This window comes from Methylocaldum marinum, assembly GCF_003584645.1.
Lineage (GTDB): Bacteria > Pseudomonadota > Gammaproteobacteria > Methylococcales > Methylococcaceae > Methylocaldum > Methylocaldum marinum.
Map to the genome: position 1 here is coordinate 523,627 of NZ_AP017928.1, position 16,023 is coordinate 539,649.

A 16,023-nucleotide genomic window follows, 5' to 3' on the forward strand; every position below is an offset into this window, starting at 1 on the left:
ATAGTTATTAGTATTGATTCAGAACGATAACATACGTGCTGAGTGAAAACACACATTTCGGTATGTCAAACCACATAGTGATAGACTATTAATAATCCGGTTGCGGCACTGCCTTATCGCCAACGGTCTTTTCGGATGCCGCTTACGATTGAGTTATCTAAAACTGTATCAAGAATGCTACGTTACTCCGGAAGACCTGTCGTAACCGACTTCGATATATCGGGGCTATAAAGGATCAGCGATTTCCCCTAATACTCCAGTCATTTCACTTATCTGTGAGGTTTTTGATTTCGTAACAAATTGTTTTTATGGAAAAACTATTCTGGCATGGGATTTGATTCCTATTCTGGCGTTCGCGCCGATTGGGTGTGTGAAACGCTGGAATCGCCACTATTTACGGACATGAATGGACTTCGCATCGATCCATCGACTTTTGCCGTTCGCCTCTCGCTGCGTGTGGGAATCACACTATTGAGCTGCCTCGCCACCGCTGTGACCGACACTTTTGCCGAGCAACTGCTGACTGTGCCCGTCGCAGGTTTGACCGAAACCAGGAGCCTGGACCTGGTGGCGGAGGAGGGGACGATACACGCGCTCTTGGCTGGCCGATTCGGCAAGCATGATGGTGTGGCTTACCTGCGTTCTCCGGATGGGGGGAAGAGCTGGACCGAACCCAGGCGTCTCGATCGCAGCGGCGACGCCCCCGTGCTTTCCCGGCGCGGCAACGATGCCCGCCTGGCCGTGCGTGGCCGCCGCATGGTTGCCGTGTGGCAGGCGCGAGGCGAACTGCCGGGCACCGGGCCCCTGATCGTCGCCGCGTCCGGCGACGGCGGGGAGACATGGCATCGGGGGCGGAATCCGGCCGTGGGCGATCCTTTGAACAATCAGAGTTATCCGGCGCTTGCCGTGGACGGAGACGGAAGTTTCCATCTGGCCTGGCTGGACGATCGCGAGGAGAACGGCAATACGCAGGGTCTCCGCTATGCGCGATCTCCGGATGGCATCCAGTGGAGTACCGAAGCGACCCTGGATCCGACCGTCTGTACCTGCTGCTGGATTCGGATCAGCGCGCTGCGGGATCGCAGTCTGGCGGTGCTGTACCGGGATGCCGATCCCCACGATATGCGCCTGCTTCGCAGCTCGCCCAGCGGCACCTGGCTTGATCTCGGGCCAGTCGCGGTCGCCGGCTGGACATTCACCGGCTGTCCCCATTGCGGAGGCGGTTTGGTCGCGACCGAAAGCCAGGAAGGAACGGTTCTGCACAGTGTTGCCTGGACCGGGAAGGAGACCTCGCCCGGCCTTTACTACGCGCGCTCCCCGGATTTGGGCCAACACTGGTCGCCGCCGTTTTCTCTGGGTGATGGGCGAAGCCGTGAAAGCGACATAGCCGCCCGGTCGCCGTCCGATCTGGCTATCGTATTCAGCCGTGCGAGCGCCGAGGGTTCCGCGATACACCTCGTCAGGTCCGGGGACGGCGGCCGGCATTGGTCCGCTCCGGTCGCTCTGACGCCGCCGGATGCCAGTGCCGATCACCCCCGCGTCGTATCGACACCCTGGGGATACAGGGCCTTCTGGACTATGGCCCGTCCGGGCGGAGGCAAGGTTTTAGCGATGGCGGTCCCTACCATTTAACGATGAAAACCATGAAATCGAGGATGTTATTGATTCTGGCCGGATCGGTGCTGGCGAGTCCCGATAGTTTCGCGCACGCGATTCTGGTGAAAGCGAATCCGGACCGCGAAGCGGTCGTTTCCGAAGCGCCCGAGGAGGTGCTGCTGACCTTCAACGAAGGGGTGGGCAACGCCTTTCTCGCCCTGGCGGTCGTCGATGCCAGCGGCAATCGGGTGGACAAGCACGATGCCCGGCTCGATTTTACCGACCGGTCGCGGCTGCGGGCATCGGTAGAAGATCTCGCGCCGGGACGGTACATGGTGCGTTACCGGGTATTGTCCGCGGACGGCCACGTCGTCAGCGGCAAATATTTCTTCCAGATCCAAGCCAAGTAAGGAGGGCTTACCGATGATCTCCCAAGAGCCACTTTTCTTTCGGCGTGTCTTCAACCATGCGGCGGCGTTCGTGCTGGTACTGGCTACGGGGGCGGTGTCGGCCGCCGGCGCGCCCAGGGACAGTTCCAGCGGCCGCCAGATGTATCAGGGTGCGTCGATGAGCTGTCTGGTCGCGAACGACTTTTACGCCGTGCATTTCACGGCTCTCCAGGAAGGTCGGCACGAAGGAGAGCAAACCGATTTCGTGAAGTACTGTCAGGAGGTCCCGCGCCCGGGCAAGATTTATCTGACCCTGGACCTGCTCGACCGAGATGTGCGCAACACGCCGATAGGTCTGCGGGTGGTCGAGGAGGAGTTCGCCGAGGATGGCCGGCTGCCCAAGGAAAAGCGCACGCTCGCGGAAATGCCGCCCAAGGTGTACAAGAACGGAACTGCCGAAATTCATGCCGACATCGGCGAGCCCGGCCATTACGCGGTGATCGCGGTCTTCGGCGAGGACGACGGCTTCGTCAGCGAGGACGATAGGCTGCGGGTACCCTTCAGCGTTGGCCTGCCCAGCCCTAACCAGCCCAACCGTTGGCCCGGCGCTCTGTTCGTCCTCCTCATCATCGTCGTCCTGTCGGTCGTGTGCTGGCGCCTCTACCGCGGCATACGTCCGCGGCTTCCGGCCAGGCCGACCGAGGGCGATGCGGAAAAGCGGGCACCGGCACGACAATCGCCATGAGGGCTGTCGTCTTGCGAGCCGCCTGCATGCCGGCGATGGCGCTGCTGTTCGCCGTAGCATGGCCGCTGCGGGCGGATTGGACCGGATTCGGCGATTACGCGGCTGTTGCCGAAGTCTCCGTCGAAGAGGACGCCGTCAGGGTTAACCTGCGCCTTCGGGAAAGCGGCTTGCCCCGCTTGCGCGCGTTGCTGGGCCGCGCCGACGATGCGCCGGCATCCGATCTCGCGGGGGGGCTCCTGCGTATCGTGGCGGATCGGCAAGGGGCTGCGGAATTCGAGATCCTGAAGTTGGAGACGAATACTTCCGGGAAAGACGGGACCGGTGTCGCGGAAGCGTATTTCGAGGCCGACCTGAATCTTCCCCTGGCCCGACGGCCGACGGGCCTGACCTTGTCGCCCCCGGATCGGGCAGCCAAGGCGTTGGGGCTGGTTGTGCTGCATCGGGGTGTGCCCGTGGCCGACCTCGCACCGCTGTCGAAACCGGCCCGCTTGCAGCTGGACTGGAACGATCCGTGGCAGTCGCGCTTCGCCGACGCCGAGAGGGTACGCCGCCACACCGAACCGCGTTCGTTCGTCTACGTCGAGCCCTACGAAGTGCGGCATGAATTATTGCTACGCCTAAGCGACCTCTTGCCGCGGCTGGAGATCGCGCCCGTGAATCCGCACCGTATCGAAGGCGAGGAACGGGAGAAGCTGCGCCAGGCCATCGGAACTTTGCTGCTGCGCCGCAACCCGCTCCGCCTCGACGGGGTCGAGGTGACGGCCCGGCTGGACCGGATCGAGTTCGTGCGTTACCGGCGCTCGGGCGTGGAAACGATCGCCGACTCCGAGCCGCTCGACAGCGCCACCGCAGTGGTGGGCGCGATCCTGGTCTATCTTACCGAGCGGCCGGCCGGTGCCGTCGAACTTACCTGGGAATGGTTCGACGCCGCGGGAACCGGGAGGGCGGTTAGCCTGCAGCGGGACAATGAGACCTTCGATGCCGACGTGACGCAGCGCGATCCGGTGTTCCGCTGGTCGGTGGAGGAAGCGCTGGATACGCCGGGTCCGGAGGATTCCAATCCGAGCAGCGAAACGTTCGCGGCGAGGCCATCCGGAACCGCGGACCTCCCTCTCCGTGCCGCCGGCATCGCACTTGCCATGGCCGTCGGATGGCGGTGGCGTCGGCGCCGACTGTTGCCGCCGGGGACCGGGGGGCAGTTGATTCTGACCTTGGCCATAGCCGGCTGCGTTGCATTTTATCCGGAGATCGCCGGGCTTTGCGCGGATGCGGGCAGGACGACCCCGGCGTCCGCGGAAGACCCGGTGAAAAGCGAGTTGGAGGCTTTGCTGCACAATGTTTATCGCGCTTTCCAAATGCCGGAAGAGGAATCGGCGTACGATCGCCTGGCCATAAGCCTGTCGGGCGAAGTTCTGGACGAGGTATATCTGAGCCAGCGCGCTGCGTTATTACAGCGGCGCAAGGGCCTCGGAAGCGATGGGCGGGTCGAACGGGTCCAGGTGTTGACCACTGAAATCGAATCGCTGGATCAGGAATCCGGCCGCTGTGTGGTCAACGCCCGCTGGATTGCCCACGGCTCGATTTCCCATTGGGGCCATTCCCATCCGCGCAGCACGCTCTACGCGGCACGGCTGGTCCTGAGCCGGGCCGAAGACGGCCGCCTCAGGATTGCGGCATTGGCGTTCGCCGACGCGCGAAAGCCGCAGTCCGTGGCCTTGTCTTCCTAGGTCGGTTCAACCTCCGCTTCCAGCATGATTCAAATCGAAAACCTCGATTTTCGCTATCCCCGCGCCGGCTTCCGGTTGTCCGTTCCCGAGCTGCGCATCGCTGCCGGCGAGCGATGCGCCGTGATCGGAAGCAGTGGAGCCGGAAAGACGACTTTGCTGAAACTGACGGCCGGCATTGCCATCCCCCGGTCCGGCCGCATCCGGGTGGACGGGGTCCAGGTGCACGACCTGAACGATCGAGAACGGCGTAACTTCCGTATTTCCCGCATCGGCTTCGTATTCCAGGAACTCGAGCTGCTCGATTATCTGAACGTACTCGACAATATCGTGCACACCTACCGGATTAACCGCGTGCTCAAGCTCAATAGGCGGGTATGGGAACGAGCGGCGGAGCTGGCGGAGGCGGCCGGTTTGGCGGGCAAGCTGGGGCGAATGCCGCGGGAGCTGTCCCAGGGTGAGCGGCAGCGGGTCGCCGTGTGCCGCGCATTGTTGCCGGAGCCCGGCTTGATCCTGGCCGATGAAGCAACCGGCAATCTCGATCCCGCCAACAAGAACCGGATTCTGGACCTTTTGTTTCGAATGGCGGAGCGTAGCGGCGCAACCCTGGTCGCCGTCACCCACGACCACGAACTCCTGCCGCACTTCGATCGGGTGATCGACGTCTGTACATTCCACGCCTGACCGGATGCAGCACGATTTCTATCTCGCCTGGCGTTATCTCCGCCACAACAAGGCCCGCAGCCTGATACTGATCGTTTGCCTGGGCGTCATCATCGCGCTGCCCCTGGCCTTGCACCGGGTCCTGGACGAAGCCGAGCGCCGGATGTCGGCGCGCGCGGAAGCCACGCCGCTGCTGGTGGGGGCGCGGGGCAGCGCGGCCGATCTGGTACTGAACGCCCTCTATTTCACCGAATCGCCGGCCTTTATCGGCATGGGCGAAGTCGACCGCATTGCCGCCACCGGCTGGGCCGATCCTCTGCCCGTTTACGCCCGGTTCAGGGTCCGCGGACTTCCGCTGGTAGGCGTCACGATGGATTATTTCGAGTTTCGCGATCTGGCCCTGGCGGAAGGTGATCTGCCGGCTCTGCTGGGCGATTGCGTACTGGGTGCCGAAGCCGGGCGACGCCTGAGACTCGCACCGGGGGACACGCTCCCGACGACGCCCGAAAACGTCTTCGATCTGGCCGGTGTCCACCCGCTCAAGCTGAACGTGACCGGAATCCTGGCGAAAACGCATACGCCGGATGACCAGGCGGTGTTCGTGGACCTTCAGACCGCCTGGGTGATCGAAGGCTTGGGGCACGGCCACGAGACCAATCCGAGGGCGGGCAGGGCGGATTCGCCGTTCGCGCCGGCCTCCGGGGACGGCGTCGCTTATACCGAAATCACCCCGGACAACCTGGCATCCTTCCATTTTCACGGCGATCCGGCTGGCTTTCCCATCAGCGCGGTGATCGCCGTGCCGCGCGATGCCCGTGCGTCCGCCTTGTTGCGCGGACGTTACCTGGACGACGACGCTAGGACCCAGATCGTCCGCCCGTCCGAAGTGACCCGCAGCTTGCTGCAAAACATTTTCCGCATCGGCGCGCTGTTCGACGCGATTCTGCTGCCCCTGGGCATCGCCGCGCTGTTGATGACGGTTCTGGTTTTCGCCCTGTCTCTCCGGCTGCGGCAGCGGGAGATCGAAACCATACACCTGATCGGCTGTTCGCCGATGACCGTGATTCGCCTGGTAGCTGCTGAAATCGTGCTCATCGCGTGCAGCGCCGGAGCGTTGGGCTGGGTACTGTTGCAGGCGGTCGGAGTCGGCGCCGCCGAATTCGTTCGCCATTTCGTCATTGCCTAAGAGGAGTTCGCCGTGTCAATTCAGCATTGGTGGCGCCGGGTCGCGCTGGGCTTGCTATTTTTCGTCGCCGCGGCGGGGAGCGATTTGGCCGGCGCCGCCGGCTCGCCGGCACTCAAAATCATTGCGGTCAACTATCCGCTGGCTTATTTCGCGGAGCGATTGGCGGGAGCTAGGGCCCGTGTCGTTCTTCCGGTTCCCGCCGGTGCAGACCCGGCATTCTGGCGACCGGACGCCAGGACAGTGGGCACTATGCAAAAGGCCGATCTGATCCTCCTCAACGGTGCCGGTTACGAAAAATGGTTATCGCAGGTGAGCCTTCCGCGTCTCAAACTGGCGAATACGTCTCTGGGTTTTCAGGACACCTATCTGCGCATCGAGAACGCTGTCGTCCACAGCCACGGGCCCGGGGGGCTGCACTCGCACGAGGGACTCGCCTTTACCACCTGGCTGGACTTCGAACAGGCCGGAAAGCAGGCGCAGGCCGTAGCCGATGCGATTGTCCGAAAGCATCCGGAATGGAAAAGCATAGTGCTTGAAAACCTGGAGACGCTGCGGGGCGAACTCGCCGAGCTGGATGCCGAACTGAAACAGACGGTTGCCGCCGACCCTCGCCGGCCGTTCCTGGCCTCCCACCCGATTTATCAATATCTGGCCCGGCGCTATGGATTGAATCTGAAAAGCGTACACTGGGAGCCCGAGGAAATGCCGCCGGCCGCAGAGTGGCAAGGCTTGCAGAGCATGCTGAAGGACCACCCGGCACGCCGGATGATCTGGGAGGCTCAGCCCGCCCCCGAGATCGCCGCGAAATTGAAGGACATGGAAATCGAAAGCGTGGTTTTCGCTCCCTGCGCCAATCGGCCCGAGGACGGCGATTTTCTGGAAGTCATGAAACGAAACGTGGATGCTTTGAAAGCCGCTTTCCGGCAAGAAAAACGAGCGAACAGCGTGATTTCGAAAAACCCGAATCCATGATGGAAAAGCCCGCCGGCTCGAACACCGATCCGAGACTGACGGTTACTGCCGAACCCCGCTGGCCGCGCTTGCCTCCCGTCCGTGCAGAGAAAACTCGCTGGCCGACACCCTGGGCGCCGGCAGACTCGTCTTCACCACTCGCGAAAACTGAAAACCTCGGTTTGCGGAAAACCTTCCGAAGAGCAGGGGAGTCGTCCCTCCCCATCTGAGGTCCGGTCTATCCGTGCGTCATCGGCGGGGGCACCGGCGTCCATCCGGCTCGCCGCGGGGTTCTCGAGCCGGCGTCAGTCGGTAACGAGGTCCTCGACGTAAGGGCAGGCTCCGCCCGGCGACAAGCCGAGCTTGGTCAACTCCTCAGCGGACAAGGTATCGACGATCGCCACCAGCTGGTCTTCTCCCAAGGAGAAAGTCTTCGCCACCAGCGCCGCCGCTTCATCCTCGGAACCCATCCATGCGGCATACATTTCGACCTTTTGTTCACCGTCGCGAGGATCGCCACTGGTGACCTGCAAAAGCCAGCCGTCAATTTCGCTCATATGTTTAACTCCCGTGCCAAAAATTGTGAGATGAAATCCGGGGCTCTGCGGTCCACGCCTTGCGACCGGCGATCGCGTTCTTTCGCGCGATTCCGTCCTCTATGCCGCTGCCCTGAAACCTAGGCTATCACGGTTTTACCGGCCAGGTCGGGAAACAAGTCGTTTACTGCATCGAGAAATTCTGCGCCGGCGAGACCGGCTCCCGGGGTGTCTCGACAGGAACGGGAACAAGGTCAGCGGCCGCTGCAAGCAGGCGTAGGAAATAAGCCGGGAGCGCCGGTCCGCTCACGAAACTTAATAGGAGACCCACGGAACTAATTATTAATTAGGCCCGTAAATACCCTCCGGGTATTTACGGGCCGCCGCCCAGGCCGGTACACGGCCGGCCTGGGCTCACGCGGCTTGTCGCCGTGCCTGGGCATCCCTGCTCCGGATTAACCCGGCCTATATTTATAGGCCGGGTTAATAGGACACGCTTGGAAAAGCTCGTAGCCGGATTCATGCAGCTTCAAACCACCTTCTCGATATCAGGAGGTACCGGATGCAGGTAAATCCATGGTGGCTGGCGGCACCCGCCACATTGTGTGCCGCCATCTTGGCAACTACGGTTAGCTGCGCGGAGAAGCGGGCGACGACGCGTCCGGAGCCGTCGGCAGTCCCTGTACCGACGCCGCGGGCGGCGGCTGATACGTGGAGAGAACTTTGATCGACGGGATGCCGACGCATCACTTGGCGGGGCGTACCGAGACTGTCGACTACCAGATCTGAATCGCCGATGCGATACAGGCGTTGCCGCTCCGGGCGGTGTTGACCTATAAGAATGCAGAAGGCCAGCCGCTGTCACGCACGCAGCAACAGCAGAGTCGGCAACAATACGGACAGCAGGCCCAGCAGAGCCGGCAACAGCAGCAGCGGGTGCAGCAAAGCCGGCAGCAAGCCGCGGAATCCCATGAGGGAACTTACTACCGGCCGGGATATTACCCTCCACCGCCGCCATCGGGGTATTACTACCATGACGAAGACGACTGGGACGATGGCGAAGTCGCTACCGTCGCGGCGGCGCTGGGCGCCGTCGGAGGCTACGCGGCGGGCCGATCGTCAGAGCCGGCCGAATCGTCCGCGACGGTGGTGGAGACCGCACCTCAGCCCTCCGCAAGCCTGCCTTGCGGCGCCCCGACCACGGCCGTCTTCAAGGGAGCGACCTATTATCCGTGCGGCTCTGCCTGGTATACCCAGGCTTACGGCAGCGGTGGCGTCATTTATATGCCCGTGCCTTCGCCTTGATGAAAGACAGCCGATGCAGGAATGGTTCGTCCGGCGGCGATTGGAAAAATACCCCACCCGGCTTCGCGCAGCGGAGGTCGTCCCTTTTTTCGTCGTAAGCCATCCCATGAATTGGCCGTCGCTGCCATCGTCATCACGCTGCCGGTCCCCGGCGACAGGGGCGTTCCGATGACCGCCCGGCGCAGACCCGTCGGCTGACGGGATGATGTCTCTACCTGAAGAAAGAAATAGATCGGCTCGCGCGAGGCAGGAGACCAGCCATGAAAATCCCGGAAGCGATAAAACGCGAGTTTCTCGCAATTCTTCCGCCGACACTGTTCTTTTTCGTGAGCTTCTGTCTGCTCATCATGACCCGGCAATTGGTTTTGCGGGAGTTCCACATTCCGGCCGGCGGCTTCGCCAATGCCGTTATCGGAGCCTTGATCGTCGGCAAGGTCGTGCTGGTCGCGGACCATTTCCGGTTTGTCGACCGTTTTCCGGAAAAGCCTTTGATTTATAACATCGTGTGGAAAGCCGGAATCTATTTTCTCGCCACCCTGCTGGTTCGGTATCTGGAGCATTTGGCGTCCTTTCTGTCGAAGTTCGGAAATTTCGCCTTGGCCCAGGAGCATCTCATGGAAGAGGTCGTTTGGCCTCATTTCTGGCTGGTTCAAATGTGGCTGCTGGTATTGTTGCTCGTGTACTGTGCCCTTAGAGAACTGGTCCGCGCCATCGGCGAGCGGGAGCTCTTCGCCCTGTTCTTCGGCCTGCGGAACGAGGCGAATCCGTAGGTGGGTTAACCCCTCGGCTCCGCTCGGGACAGGCCCTTCGCCAGGCTCAGGACAGGCTCCGCGTAACCCACCGATTCGAGGTCGCCCTGCGCATCCGCCCCCCGGATCGAGTTCGACCGGATGAGTGGGGCCGAGTGTTGCTATCCCGGCGACGCCCGGGTTCTCTTCACGCCCAGGACGAGCAGGCAGCTTGCGGTCATGAGCGCGCCGTCGAGGAGCAGCACGGCGCCCCAGCCGCCGGTGTGGTCGCGCAGCGAGCCCGAAACCACCGGCGACAGGAGCGCGCCGATCTCGGCAATGAGATTCCATAACCCGAAGGCCATGCCGCGGTGCTCGGGCGGAGCGAGTTCCGCGGTCAGTGCGTGCGATACGGATTGTTGGGCGAAGAAGAACAGCCCGGAGACGAACAGCAGCAAAGATACGACGACCGGGTTTCGGATGCCGAGGATGATCAGCGCGGCGAAAGCCAGGATGGTCGCCGCCTCGGCCGCCGTCAGCCAGACCAGCACGCTCTTGCGGCTAGACCCGGCGCGCACTCTGCGATCGGAGAGAAAGCCGCCGAGCGGAAAGCCGATGAGTCCGGCAATGGCGTTGAAGGAGGCGGTGAGCGCCGCCGCCATGAAGCTGCTGCCGGAGTCCTTGATGATGTCCACTGCCCAGAACGAGTAGAGCCACAGGTGCCAGAGAATCGGCATGGCCGACAGGTAGACGAGCAGCAGGTTGCGATCGAAGAGAACCGGTCCGACCGAGTCGCGCTTGGCCAGGAAAAGATAAACGAGAAACGCGACGGCGAAGGCGGCCAGGATCGATCCCGTTGTCCCCGGCGGGACGCTGAGGCGGGTCGCGGCCCAGTAGACGGCCATGATGGCGACAAAGAATACCGCGGAGTATCCCGTGAGCCCGCGCAGGGCGGTACCCGCGTTTTCCCCGTCGCGCTTCGCGGACCGGAGTGCGCGTATCAGAAACAAGCCTACGAGCAGTGTCGGCACGCTCATCAGCAGAAACGGCGCGCGCCACGCTTCCCGGCCGAGCCAGGGTTGCGCGGCGGCGATGACGGGCGGTGTCGCAAGCAGGGCGATGGTCAGCCCGAGGGTGAGGCCGCTGATGACGATACCCATGCCGAGGCCGATTTTTTCCGGCGGCGTGGTGTGCGCGATGATCGACCGGTCGTTGGAATAGAACGCGCCTTCCCCGAGGCCGGTGAGTACGCGCAGGGCGACGAACCAGAACAGTCCGCCGATGAATCCCGTGAGCAGGGTCGTCAGCGCGGCCCAAAAAATGCTGATCAGAATGACGACGCGATGGCCGTATTTGTCGCCGAAATATCCACCCGGAAACTGAGTGAGCATGTAGCCGGCGAAAAAAAGACTTCCGATCAGTCCGCCGAACGCGTGCGGGTTCGTAACGTCGCCGAGAATCGACGATTGGCTGGTGATCATCCAGGTGACGACGGGTCCGGTCAGCGACCTGTCGATGTAGGAGACGACCCAGCCGAGGAAAAGCGCGGTCCAAATCGTGTGGTAGTGTTGCCACCGCCAGGATGTCGTCAACAGCCGACCGAGTTGCATCGGTTCGGTGAAGAAACTGCGTATGGCGACGATGCTCTTCAGGGTGATCCTGCCCATTCCCGGTATCCGGCCAAAGGATGAAACGATTGGAGATTCAACCTAAAAACCGCAGTTGAATTTCCGAAATGACCGCAATGCCCCATCAGCCGCCGCATTCCCTCACCCAACCCCTCTCTCCCAGAGGGAGAGGGGCTAAACTCCCTTCTCCCGAACTTCAAAACGCCCTCTCCCTTTGGGAGAGGGTCGGGTGAGGGTCTTGGAGAAGGGCTGGGGATGGGGGCCTAGCGCTTTTCAGGTTGTAGCCAACTGCCGGATTTAGGTTCAATGGTCTTAATTGCCCATTTCGGCGAATCATGCCTTGCGGGCGAGGTGCGATCAAGCGTGACGAGCAGCGAGAAAACGGGAATGCCGAGGGGGCGACTTGGGAGTGTTCGACACCTCAGAGCGGTTATGGCTGTTCCACGTTTTCGGTGCAACGCCTCCCGCGTAAGCGGCCGACCAGTTCATAGGCCAAGGTCTTGGCGCCACGGTTATAGGTATCGTAGGCGAAAGCCACCCGAGCGCTCAGAAGATCGCGGTAATGGAGCGAACCGTCGAGTTCGTTATAGTCCGAGTCCTGGCCGAACACTTTGCCATCGTATAGATACCGGCTGGCCGCGAGATCGAGCTTCCAGTTCCTGGCAAACTTGGTTGCCCAACCGAGATATGGATTGATTTCCACCTGGGCTCGGTCATCGTGGTATTCATCGTCGAAACTGACCGGCGCCACCCAAAGGCCGGCATATAGGCCCAGTTCGTGCTCGTATTCCAGATTCCCCGGGCCGACGGGGTTGTTCATGCTCTTCGTATAGCCCCGATAAACATAATTCGTTGCAAAGCTCACGGATCCCTTGAAGTCGGCAAGCGCCGGCATACTGAACAAGGCGAGCAGTAGCCAGGGAGCCTCACGATTCATGAAAAGTCCGACGCTTTCGGCAAGGGGATAAGGCTGCTGTCTATTCGTGGACGATCAGGCGAGAGCCGATTTCGGGACGCATGGCCTCGGCTCGCCATGAGCGGATTCGGCTGACCCACCGATCTTCTGTTGACGACGGACGGCAGGCGCTGATACGTCCGGGCTCGGATAGGGATGGCGCATGGCGGGAGGCTCGCACGGATGCTGAGCGGCGCGGGTTCCGGGGGAGCGGGCTTTGGCTTGTCATAGGAGACTCTTCCTGAGTCGGTTGGGCGATCAAGTCGCGTAAACGCCTATCCACTGGCTGTAATGAGGCAAGTGCCGATAGACTTCTTACGGACCCCCAAGAAAACATCGTAGCGAAAAGCAGCCTGCCTGGACAGCGCGTTGCGACGCTGGGGAAGGTGAAAGGCCGCAACCGGCCATCGCGTTGGATATCTTCGAATACACCGGATGATCGGTGGACGTGCAGATTGAAATCCTCTACTGCGGAATCTGCCATTCGGATCTCCATACGGTCCGTAGCGAATGGCAGAACACAGCCTACCCGGTCGTGCCTGGGCATGAGATTGTCGGGCGGGTGACGACGGTCGGTGGCGAGGTGAAAGCCTTCAAAGCCGGCGACATGGCTGCCGTCGGGTGCATGGTCGATTCCTGCCGCACCTGTCCTGATTGTCGCGAGAATCTGGAGCAGTATTGCCAGAACGCGCTCACGTTTACTTATAACAGTCCCGACAAGCACACGGGAAAGATGACTTACGGCGGGTACTCCAATTTGATCGTGGTCGATGAGCATTTCGTACTGCACCTGCCCGAAAAGCTTGATCCCGCCGCGGCCGCGCCGCTCTTGTGCGCTGGCATCACCACCTATTCGCCGCTACGGCATTGGCAGGTGGGCCAAGGCCAGAAGGTCGGAATCGTCGGACTCGGAGGCTTGGGCCACATGGGCGTGAAGTTTGCCCATGCGTTTAGAGCACATGTAGTGCTGTTCACGACTTCTCCGGATAAGGTCGAGGATGCCAAGCGGCTCGGCGCCGACGAGGTAGTGATTTCAAAAAATCCCGACGAGATGCGCCAACATCTCAACAGCTTCGACTTTATCCTCGACACCGTGGCTGCGTCGCATAACCTGGACGCCTATATCGAGCTGCTCAAACGCGACGGCACGTTGTGCCTGATCGGAGTTCCGGATGCGCCGCACCCATCGCGCGGGGGCGCCAAGCTAATCTTCAGGCGCAGAAAGATGACCGGCTCGCTCATCGGTGGTATCAAGGAGACGCAGGAAATGCTCGATTTCTGTGCCGATGACGGGATCGTCTCGGACATCGAACGCATTCCCATCCACGAAATCAATGTCGCATACCACCGCATGCTGAAGAGCGATGTAAAGTACCGCTTCGTTATCGATCTGGCGTCGTTGAAGCAGGAAACGGCCACGGCCTTAACAGGGAGGAAGGTATTATGCCGGCAAAACAAAAGTGTGGATGTTCAGGATGAGCCTATCTGTTCATGCGATTGGCTTTCGTTCTGACATTGATTCAAAAGCCAATAAGAAAGCTCTCAACCGCCTAAAAGAAACGGAGGTAGCACGCAGAATCGCCATGACGCCTTGAATAAACACGCCATATGTTTTTATAATGCCTGCTTCACCACGCCGGTGTAGCTCAGTCGGTAGAGCAGCACATTCGTAATGTGCGGGTCGTAGGTTCAAATCCTATCACCGGCTCCATAAATTCAAAGGGTTGCGGCGATGCAGGCCTTTTCATTTCTGCTGCGGTTGCTTCGGGGTTACGCCGCGACACAAAACATGTTCCTAGAAACGTAAGCCCAACGTAAGGAATGGCCAGCTCGGGAACCGATAATCCCAAAATTCCTCAATATCGGTCGGCAAATCCGGCTGGACAGGCAGATCTGATCCTGGGCAGACGTTGAACAGCCGCGCGGCTGGTCAGAGCGTCAGGGCTCCCAAAATCGCGATCTATGTTGCAACTGTCGCCAGTTTTACGATTGAAAATGCGTTTTTCCGATGAAGTCCGCCAGCGACTGCAAATCCAAACTCATTTCCAATTTTCCAATTGGCGGTGATTTCGCGGTAATCGACCGCACCGCTCTTGACCAGGAGCAAGGTGAGTCTCGGAACTTCGAACACGGCGCCGAAGGCAAGCAAGAGAGACAGCACGAAATCGAGATAATGGGAAATATCGGTCATGACGGCGACTCCCTGCGGGGCGGCAGCGGCCATGAAGCCGAATATCACAGGAAAGACCGCGAAATAGGCGAATGCGATGCCGACGTAGAACAAGATCGTGCCGGCCAGCAAGAGCGGGATGAACGATTGCGTCGCCATTTTTTGCGAAACCTTTTGGGACCTCCAAGTCACCAAAAGGAGCAAAAAATTGGCGACGAGTTATTGCCTTCGGCGCCCCGGCCGTCCCCGCTCGTCTGGTCCGGACCCAACAAGGGGTCCGGACACCGCTCGCAGATGACTCGACGCCCGGTCGCGATGCCTTGTGTGAGACCTCCGACCGCCGCTATCGCGTCGACCTTCGGTCTCACACCCGGCGCTCGGGCTTCCGGGGACTACTCGACTCGCTCGCTCACTCGCTCCATGTCTCGCAGCGCATGCGTCGTCTTTCATGACGATAAAGGCCGGGTGCGACGAAGGCCCAGGCTTGGTAGAGGATGAACGGCACGGTGAGGACCACCGCCAACGCCAAGGTCAGCTTGAAGGGAGTCAGAAACGGCGAGGCTACCTCGATGGCGATCATTTGCGAGCCCGCCGGCAAATGCCGCATCAGCGGCTCGGCCAGACAGGAATAGATGGGATTGGCGAAATAAACCAACCCGAGAAAAAGCAGTAGCACGGCGAGAACGGATCTGCAATCGATCTCTCAGTCCGACCAAATGGCTCATCCAGCCCATTTCGCCAAGACACTCGGATTCCAATTCAGGCTTTCCGTTCCGCATTCTTATCGTTACCGATTGTGGTGGCCTGCGTTTCCGGCTCAGCGCTCGCCCGCGTAATACGGGATGCCGGCGTCCCGTCCAGGAGAGCGGTACGCCTGCCGGCGTTCATGTTCGATGAAGCCTGATCTCTTCGAGTTCCAGTTCGCGATCAATGTCCGCCTTAACGACCCCATGACGGACTTTGTCTTCCGAACCCACTGCGCCGTTTCCCTGGCCACGCGAGGCAACCGCTCGGGCCCCAAGACCAGGAGGCCGACAGCGCCCACGAGCACCATTTCCCAAAAGCCGATCTCGAACATAACGACGGACGCTCGAAGAGAGCTTAAACCTTCGGGCTTGCGATATCGGACTGCGGGGTTTGCTCGAATTCCCCATCGCGTCCGCCAACGGGAGACTTTTCGTCCTCTGTTTCGTTCATGGACTTTCTGAAACTCCGAATCGCCCCGCCCAGATCGCCACCTATGGTCCGCAGCTTCTTGGTGCCGAAAACCAGAAGGACGATCATAAAAACCAGCAACACTTGCCAAACGCCTATGCCCATGTGTACCTCTAAAAATCAAATTTTGAATGAAGTCCGTATACGTTACCAGGCACGTGTTACGGAAGAACGACCAAACGGTGTTTACGGTTGGGTTGTTCGTATCCGGGGCGCATTGACGTGATCGGTC

Annotated in this window: 17 protein-coding genes and 1 tRNA gene; 11 read left to right on the top strand and 7 right to left on the bottom strand. The window is 60.7% G+C overall.

From position 1 onward, the window contains the following. Positions 1 to 327 precede the first annotated feature (327 nt). From sS8_RS02285 to sS8_RS02315, 7 genes are read left to right on the top strand one after another with little or no spacing between them, the layout of a single operon-like run. Positions 328 to 1,632 carry a sialidase family protein gene (locus sS8_RS02285; RefSeq protein WP_119628245.1) on the top strand — a complete coding sequence of 435 codons (1,305 nt, stop codon included), beginning with the start codon at positions 328 to 330 and terminating at the stop codon, positions 1,630 to 1,632. Between the two features lie 11 nt (positions 1,633 to 1,643). Continuing rightward, a complete protein-coding gene (locus sS8_RS02290; protein ID WP_232020484.1) occupies positions 1,644 to 2,006 on the top strand; it encodes a copper resistance CopC family protein in 363 nt (120 codons plus the stop codon). 13 nt (positions 2,007 to 2,019) lie between these two features. Next, a complete protein-coding gene (locus sS8_RS02295) occupies positions 2,020 to 2,730 on the top strand; it encodes a hypothetical protein (protein ID WP_119628247.1) in 711 nt (236 codons plus the stop codon). Beyond that, positions 2,727 to 4,457, top strand: coding sequence for a hypothetical protein (locus sS8_RS02300; protein WP_145986386.1), 1,731 nt, complete (start codon positions 2,727 to 2,729; stop codon positions 4,455 to 4,457). Before sS8_RS02295 ends, sS8_RS02300 begins: the two co-directional genes overlap by 4 nt. A 24-nt stretch (positions 4,458 to 4,481) precedes the next feature. Beyond that, positions 4,482 to 5,138 (top strand): ABC transporter ATP-binding protein, encoded by a 657-nt coding sequence (locus tag sS8_RS02305; protein WP_119628249.1) that lies wholly within the window; start codon positions 4,482 to 4,484, stop codon positions 5,136 to 5,138. A 4-nt stretch (positions 5,139 to 5,142) separates the two neighbouring features. Next, a complete protein-coding gene (locus sS8_RS02310; RefSeq protein WP_119628250.1) occupies positions 5,143 to 6,303 on the top strand; it encodes an ABC transporter permease family protein in 1,161 nt (386 codons plus the stop codon). A gap of 12 nt (positions 6,304 to 6,315) precedes the next feature. Beyond that, positions 6,316 to 7,275: a metal ABC transporter substrate-binding protein gene (locus tag sS8_RS02315; protein ID WP_232020485.1), complete on the top strand. Its 960-nt coding sequence runs from the start codon at positions 6,316 to 6,318 to the stop codon at positions 7,273 to 7,275. A gap of 284 nt (positions 7,276 to 7,559) precedes the next feature. Here the strand turns inward: sS8_RS02315 and sS8_RS02320 are convergent, their stop codons facing one another. Then, the gene (locus tag sS8_RS02320) at positions 7,560 to 7,811 is read right to left on the bottom strand and encodes a hypothetical protein (protein ID WP_119628251.1); all 252 of its coding nucleotides are present in this window, start codon (positions 7,809 to 7,811) and stop codon (positions 7,560 to 7,562) included. A gap of 807 nt (positions 7,812 to 8,618) precedes the next feature. Between sS8_RS02320 and sS8_RS28445 the strand changes: the two genes are divergently transcribed. Together sS8_RS28445 and sS8_RS02330 are read left to right on the top strand one after the other, a co-directional pair. Next, positions 8,619 to 9,095 (top strand): hypothetical protein, encoded by a 477-nt coding sequence (locus tag sS8_RS28445; protein WP_179952394.1) that lies wholly within the window; start codon positions 8,619 to 8,621, stop codon positions 9,093 to 9,095. A 260-nt stretch (positions 9,096 to 9,355) separates the two neighbouring features. Beyond that, positions 9,356 to 9,865 carry a hypothetical protein gene (locus sS8_RS02330; protein WP_119628252.1) on the top strand — a complete coding sequence of 170 codons (510 nt, stop codon included), beginning with the start codon at positions 9,356 to 9,358 and terminating at the stop codon, positions 9,863 to 9,865. A 140-nt stretch (positions 9,866 to 10,005) separates the two neighbouring features. On the opposite strand, the gene sS8_RS02335 is transcribed toward sS8_RS02330, so the two are convergent. Both sS8_RS02335 and sS8_RS02340 read right to left on the bottom strand, forming a co-directional pair. Then, positions 10,006 to 11,490 (bottom strand): MFS transporter, encoded by a 1,485-nt coding sequence (locus sS8_RS02335; RefSeq protein ID WP_197716661.1) that lies wholly within the window; start codon positions 11,488 to 11,490, stop codon positions 10,006 to 10,008. Between the two features lie 391 nt (positions 11,491 to 11,881). Continuing rightward, a complete protein-coding gene (locus tag sS8_RS02340; RefSeq protein ID WP_119628253.1) occupies positions 11,882 to 12,388 on the bottom strand; it encodes a TorF family putative porin in 507 nt (168 codons plus the stop codon). Positions 12,389 to 12,848: 460 nt separating this feature from the next. Here sS8_RS02340 and sS8_RS02345 point away from each other — a divergent pair, with 460 nt between their 5' ends. Together sS8_RS02345 and sS8_RS02350 are read left to right on the top strand one after the other, a co-directional pair. Beyond that, positions 12,849 to 13,919, top strand: coding sequence for an NAD(P)-dependent alcohol dehydrogenase (locus sS8_RS02345; protein WP_119628254.1), 1,071 nt, complete (start codon positions 12,849 to 12,851; stop codon positions 13,917 to 13,919). Positions 13,920 to 14,041: 122 nt separating this feature from the next. Continuing rightward, positions 14,042 to 14,117, top strand: a tRNA-Thr gene (locus tag sS8_RS02350). A gap of 249 nt (positions 14,118 to 14,366) precedes the next feature. On the opposite strand, the gene sS8_RS28890 is transcribed toward sS8_RS02350, so the two are convergent. The 4 genes from sS8_RS28890 to tatA form a co-directional block, all read right to left on the bottom strand. Beyond that, positions 14,367 to 14,735, bottom strand: coding sequence for a twin-arginine translocase subunit TatC (locus tag sS8_RS28890; RefSeq protein WP_119628255.1), 369 nt, complete (start codon positions 14,733 to 14,735; stop codon positions 14,367 to 14,369). A gap of 250 nt (positions 14,736 to 14,985) precedes the next feature. Beyond that, positions 14,986 to 15,252 (bottom strand): twin-arginine translocase subunit TatC, encoded by a 267-nt coding sequence (locus sS8_RS02360; protein WP_331852279.1) that lies wholly within the window; start codon positions 15,250 to 15,252, stop codon positions 14,986 to 14,988. A 141-nt stretch (positions 15,253 to 15,393) separates the two neighbouring features. After that, complete coding sequence (gene tatB, locus sS8_RS02365) at positions 15,394 to 15,654, bottom strand: Sec-independent protein translocase protein TatB (protein WP_119628256.1); 261 nt, start codon at positions 15,652 to 15,654, stop codon at positions 15,394 to 15,396. Between the two features lie 23 nt (positions 15,655 to 15,677). Further along, positions 15,678 to 15,896, bottom strand: a complete 219-nt coding sequence (gene tatA / locus sS8_RS02370) for a twin-arginine translocase TatA/TatE family subunit (protein ID WP_119628257.1) — start codon at positions 15,894 to 15,896, stop codon at positions 15,678 to 15,680. Positions 15,897 to 16,023: the final 127 nt, after the last annotated feature.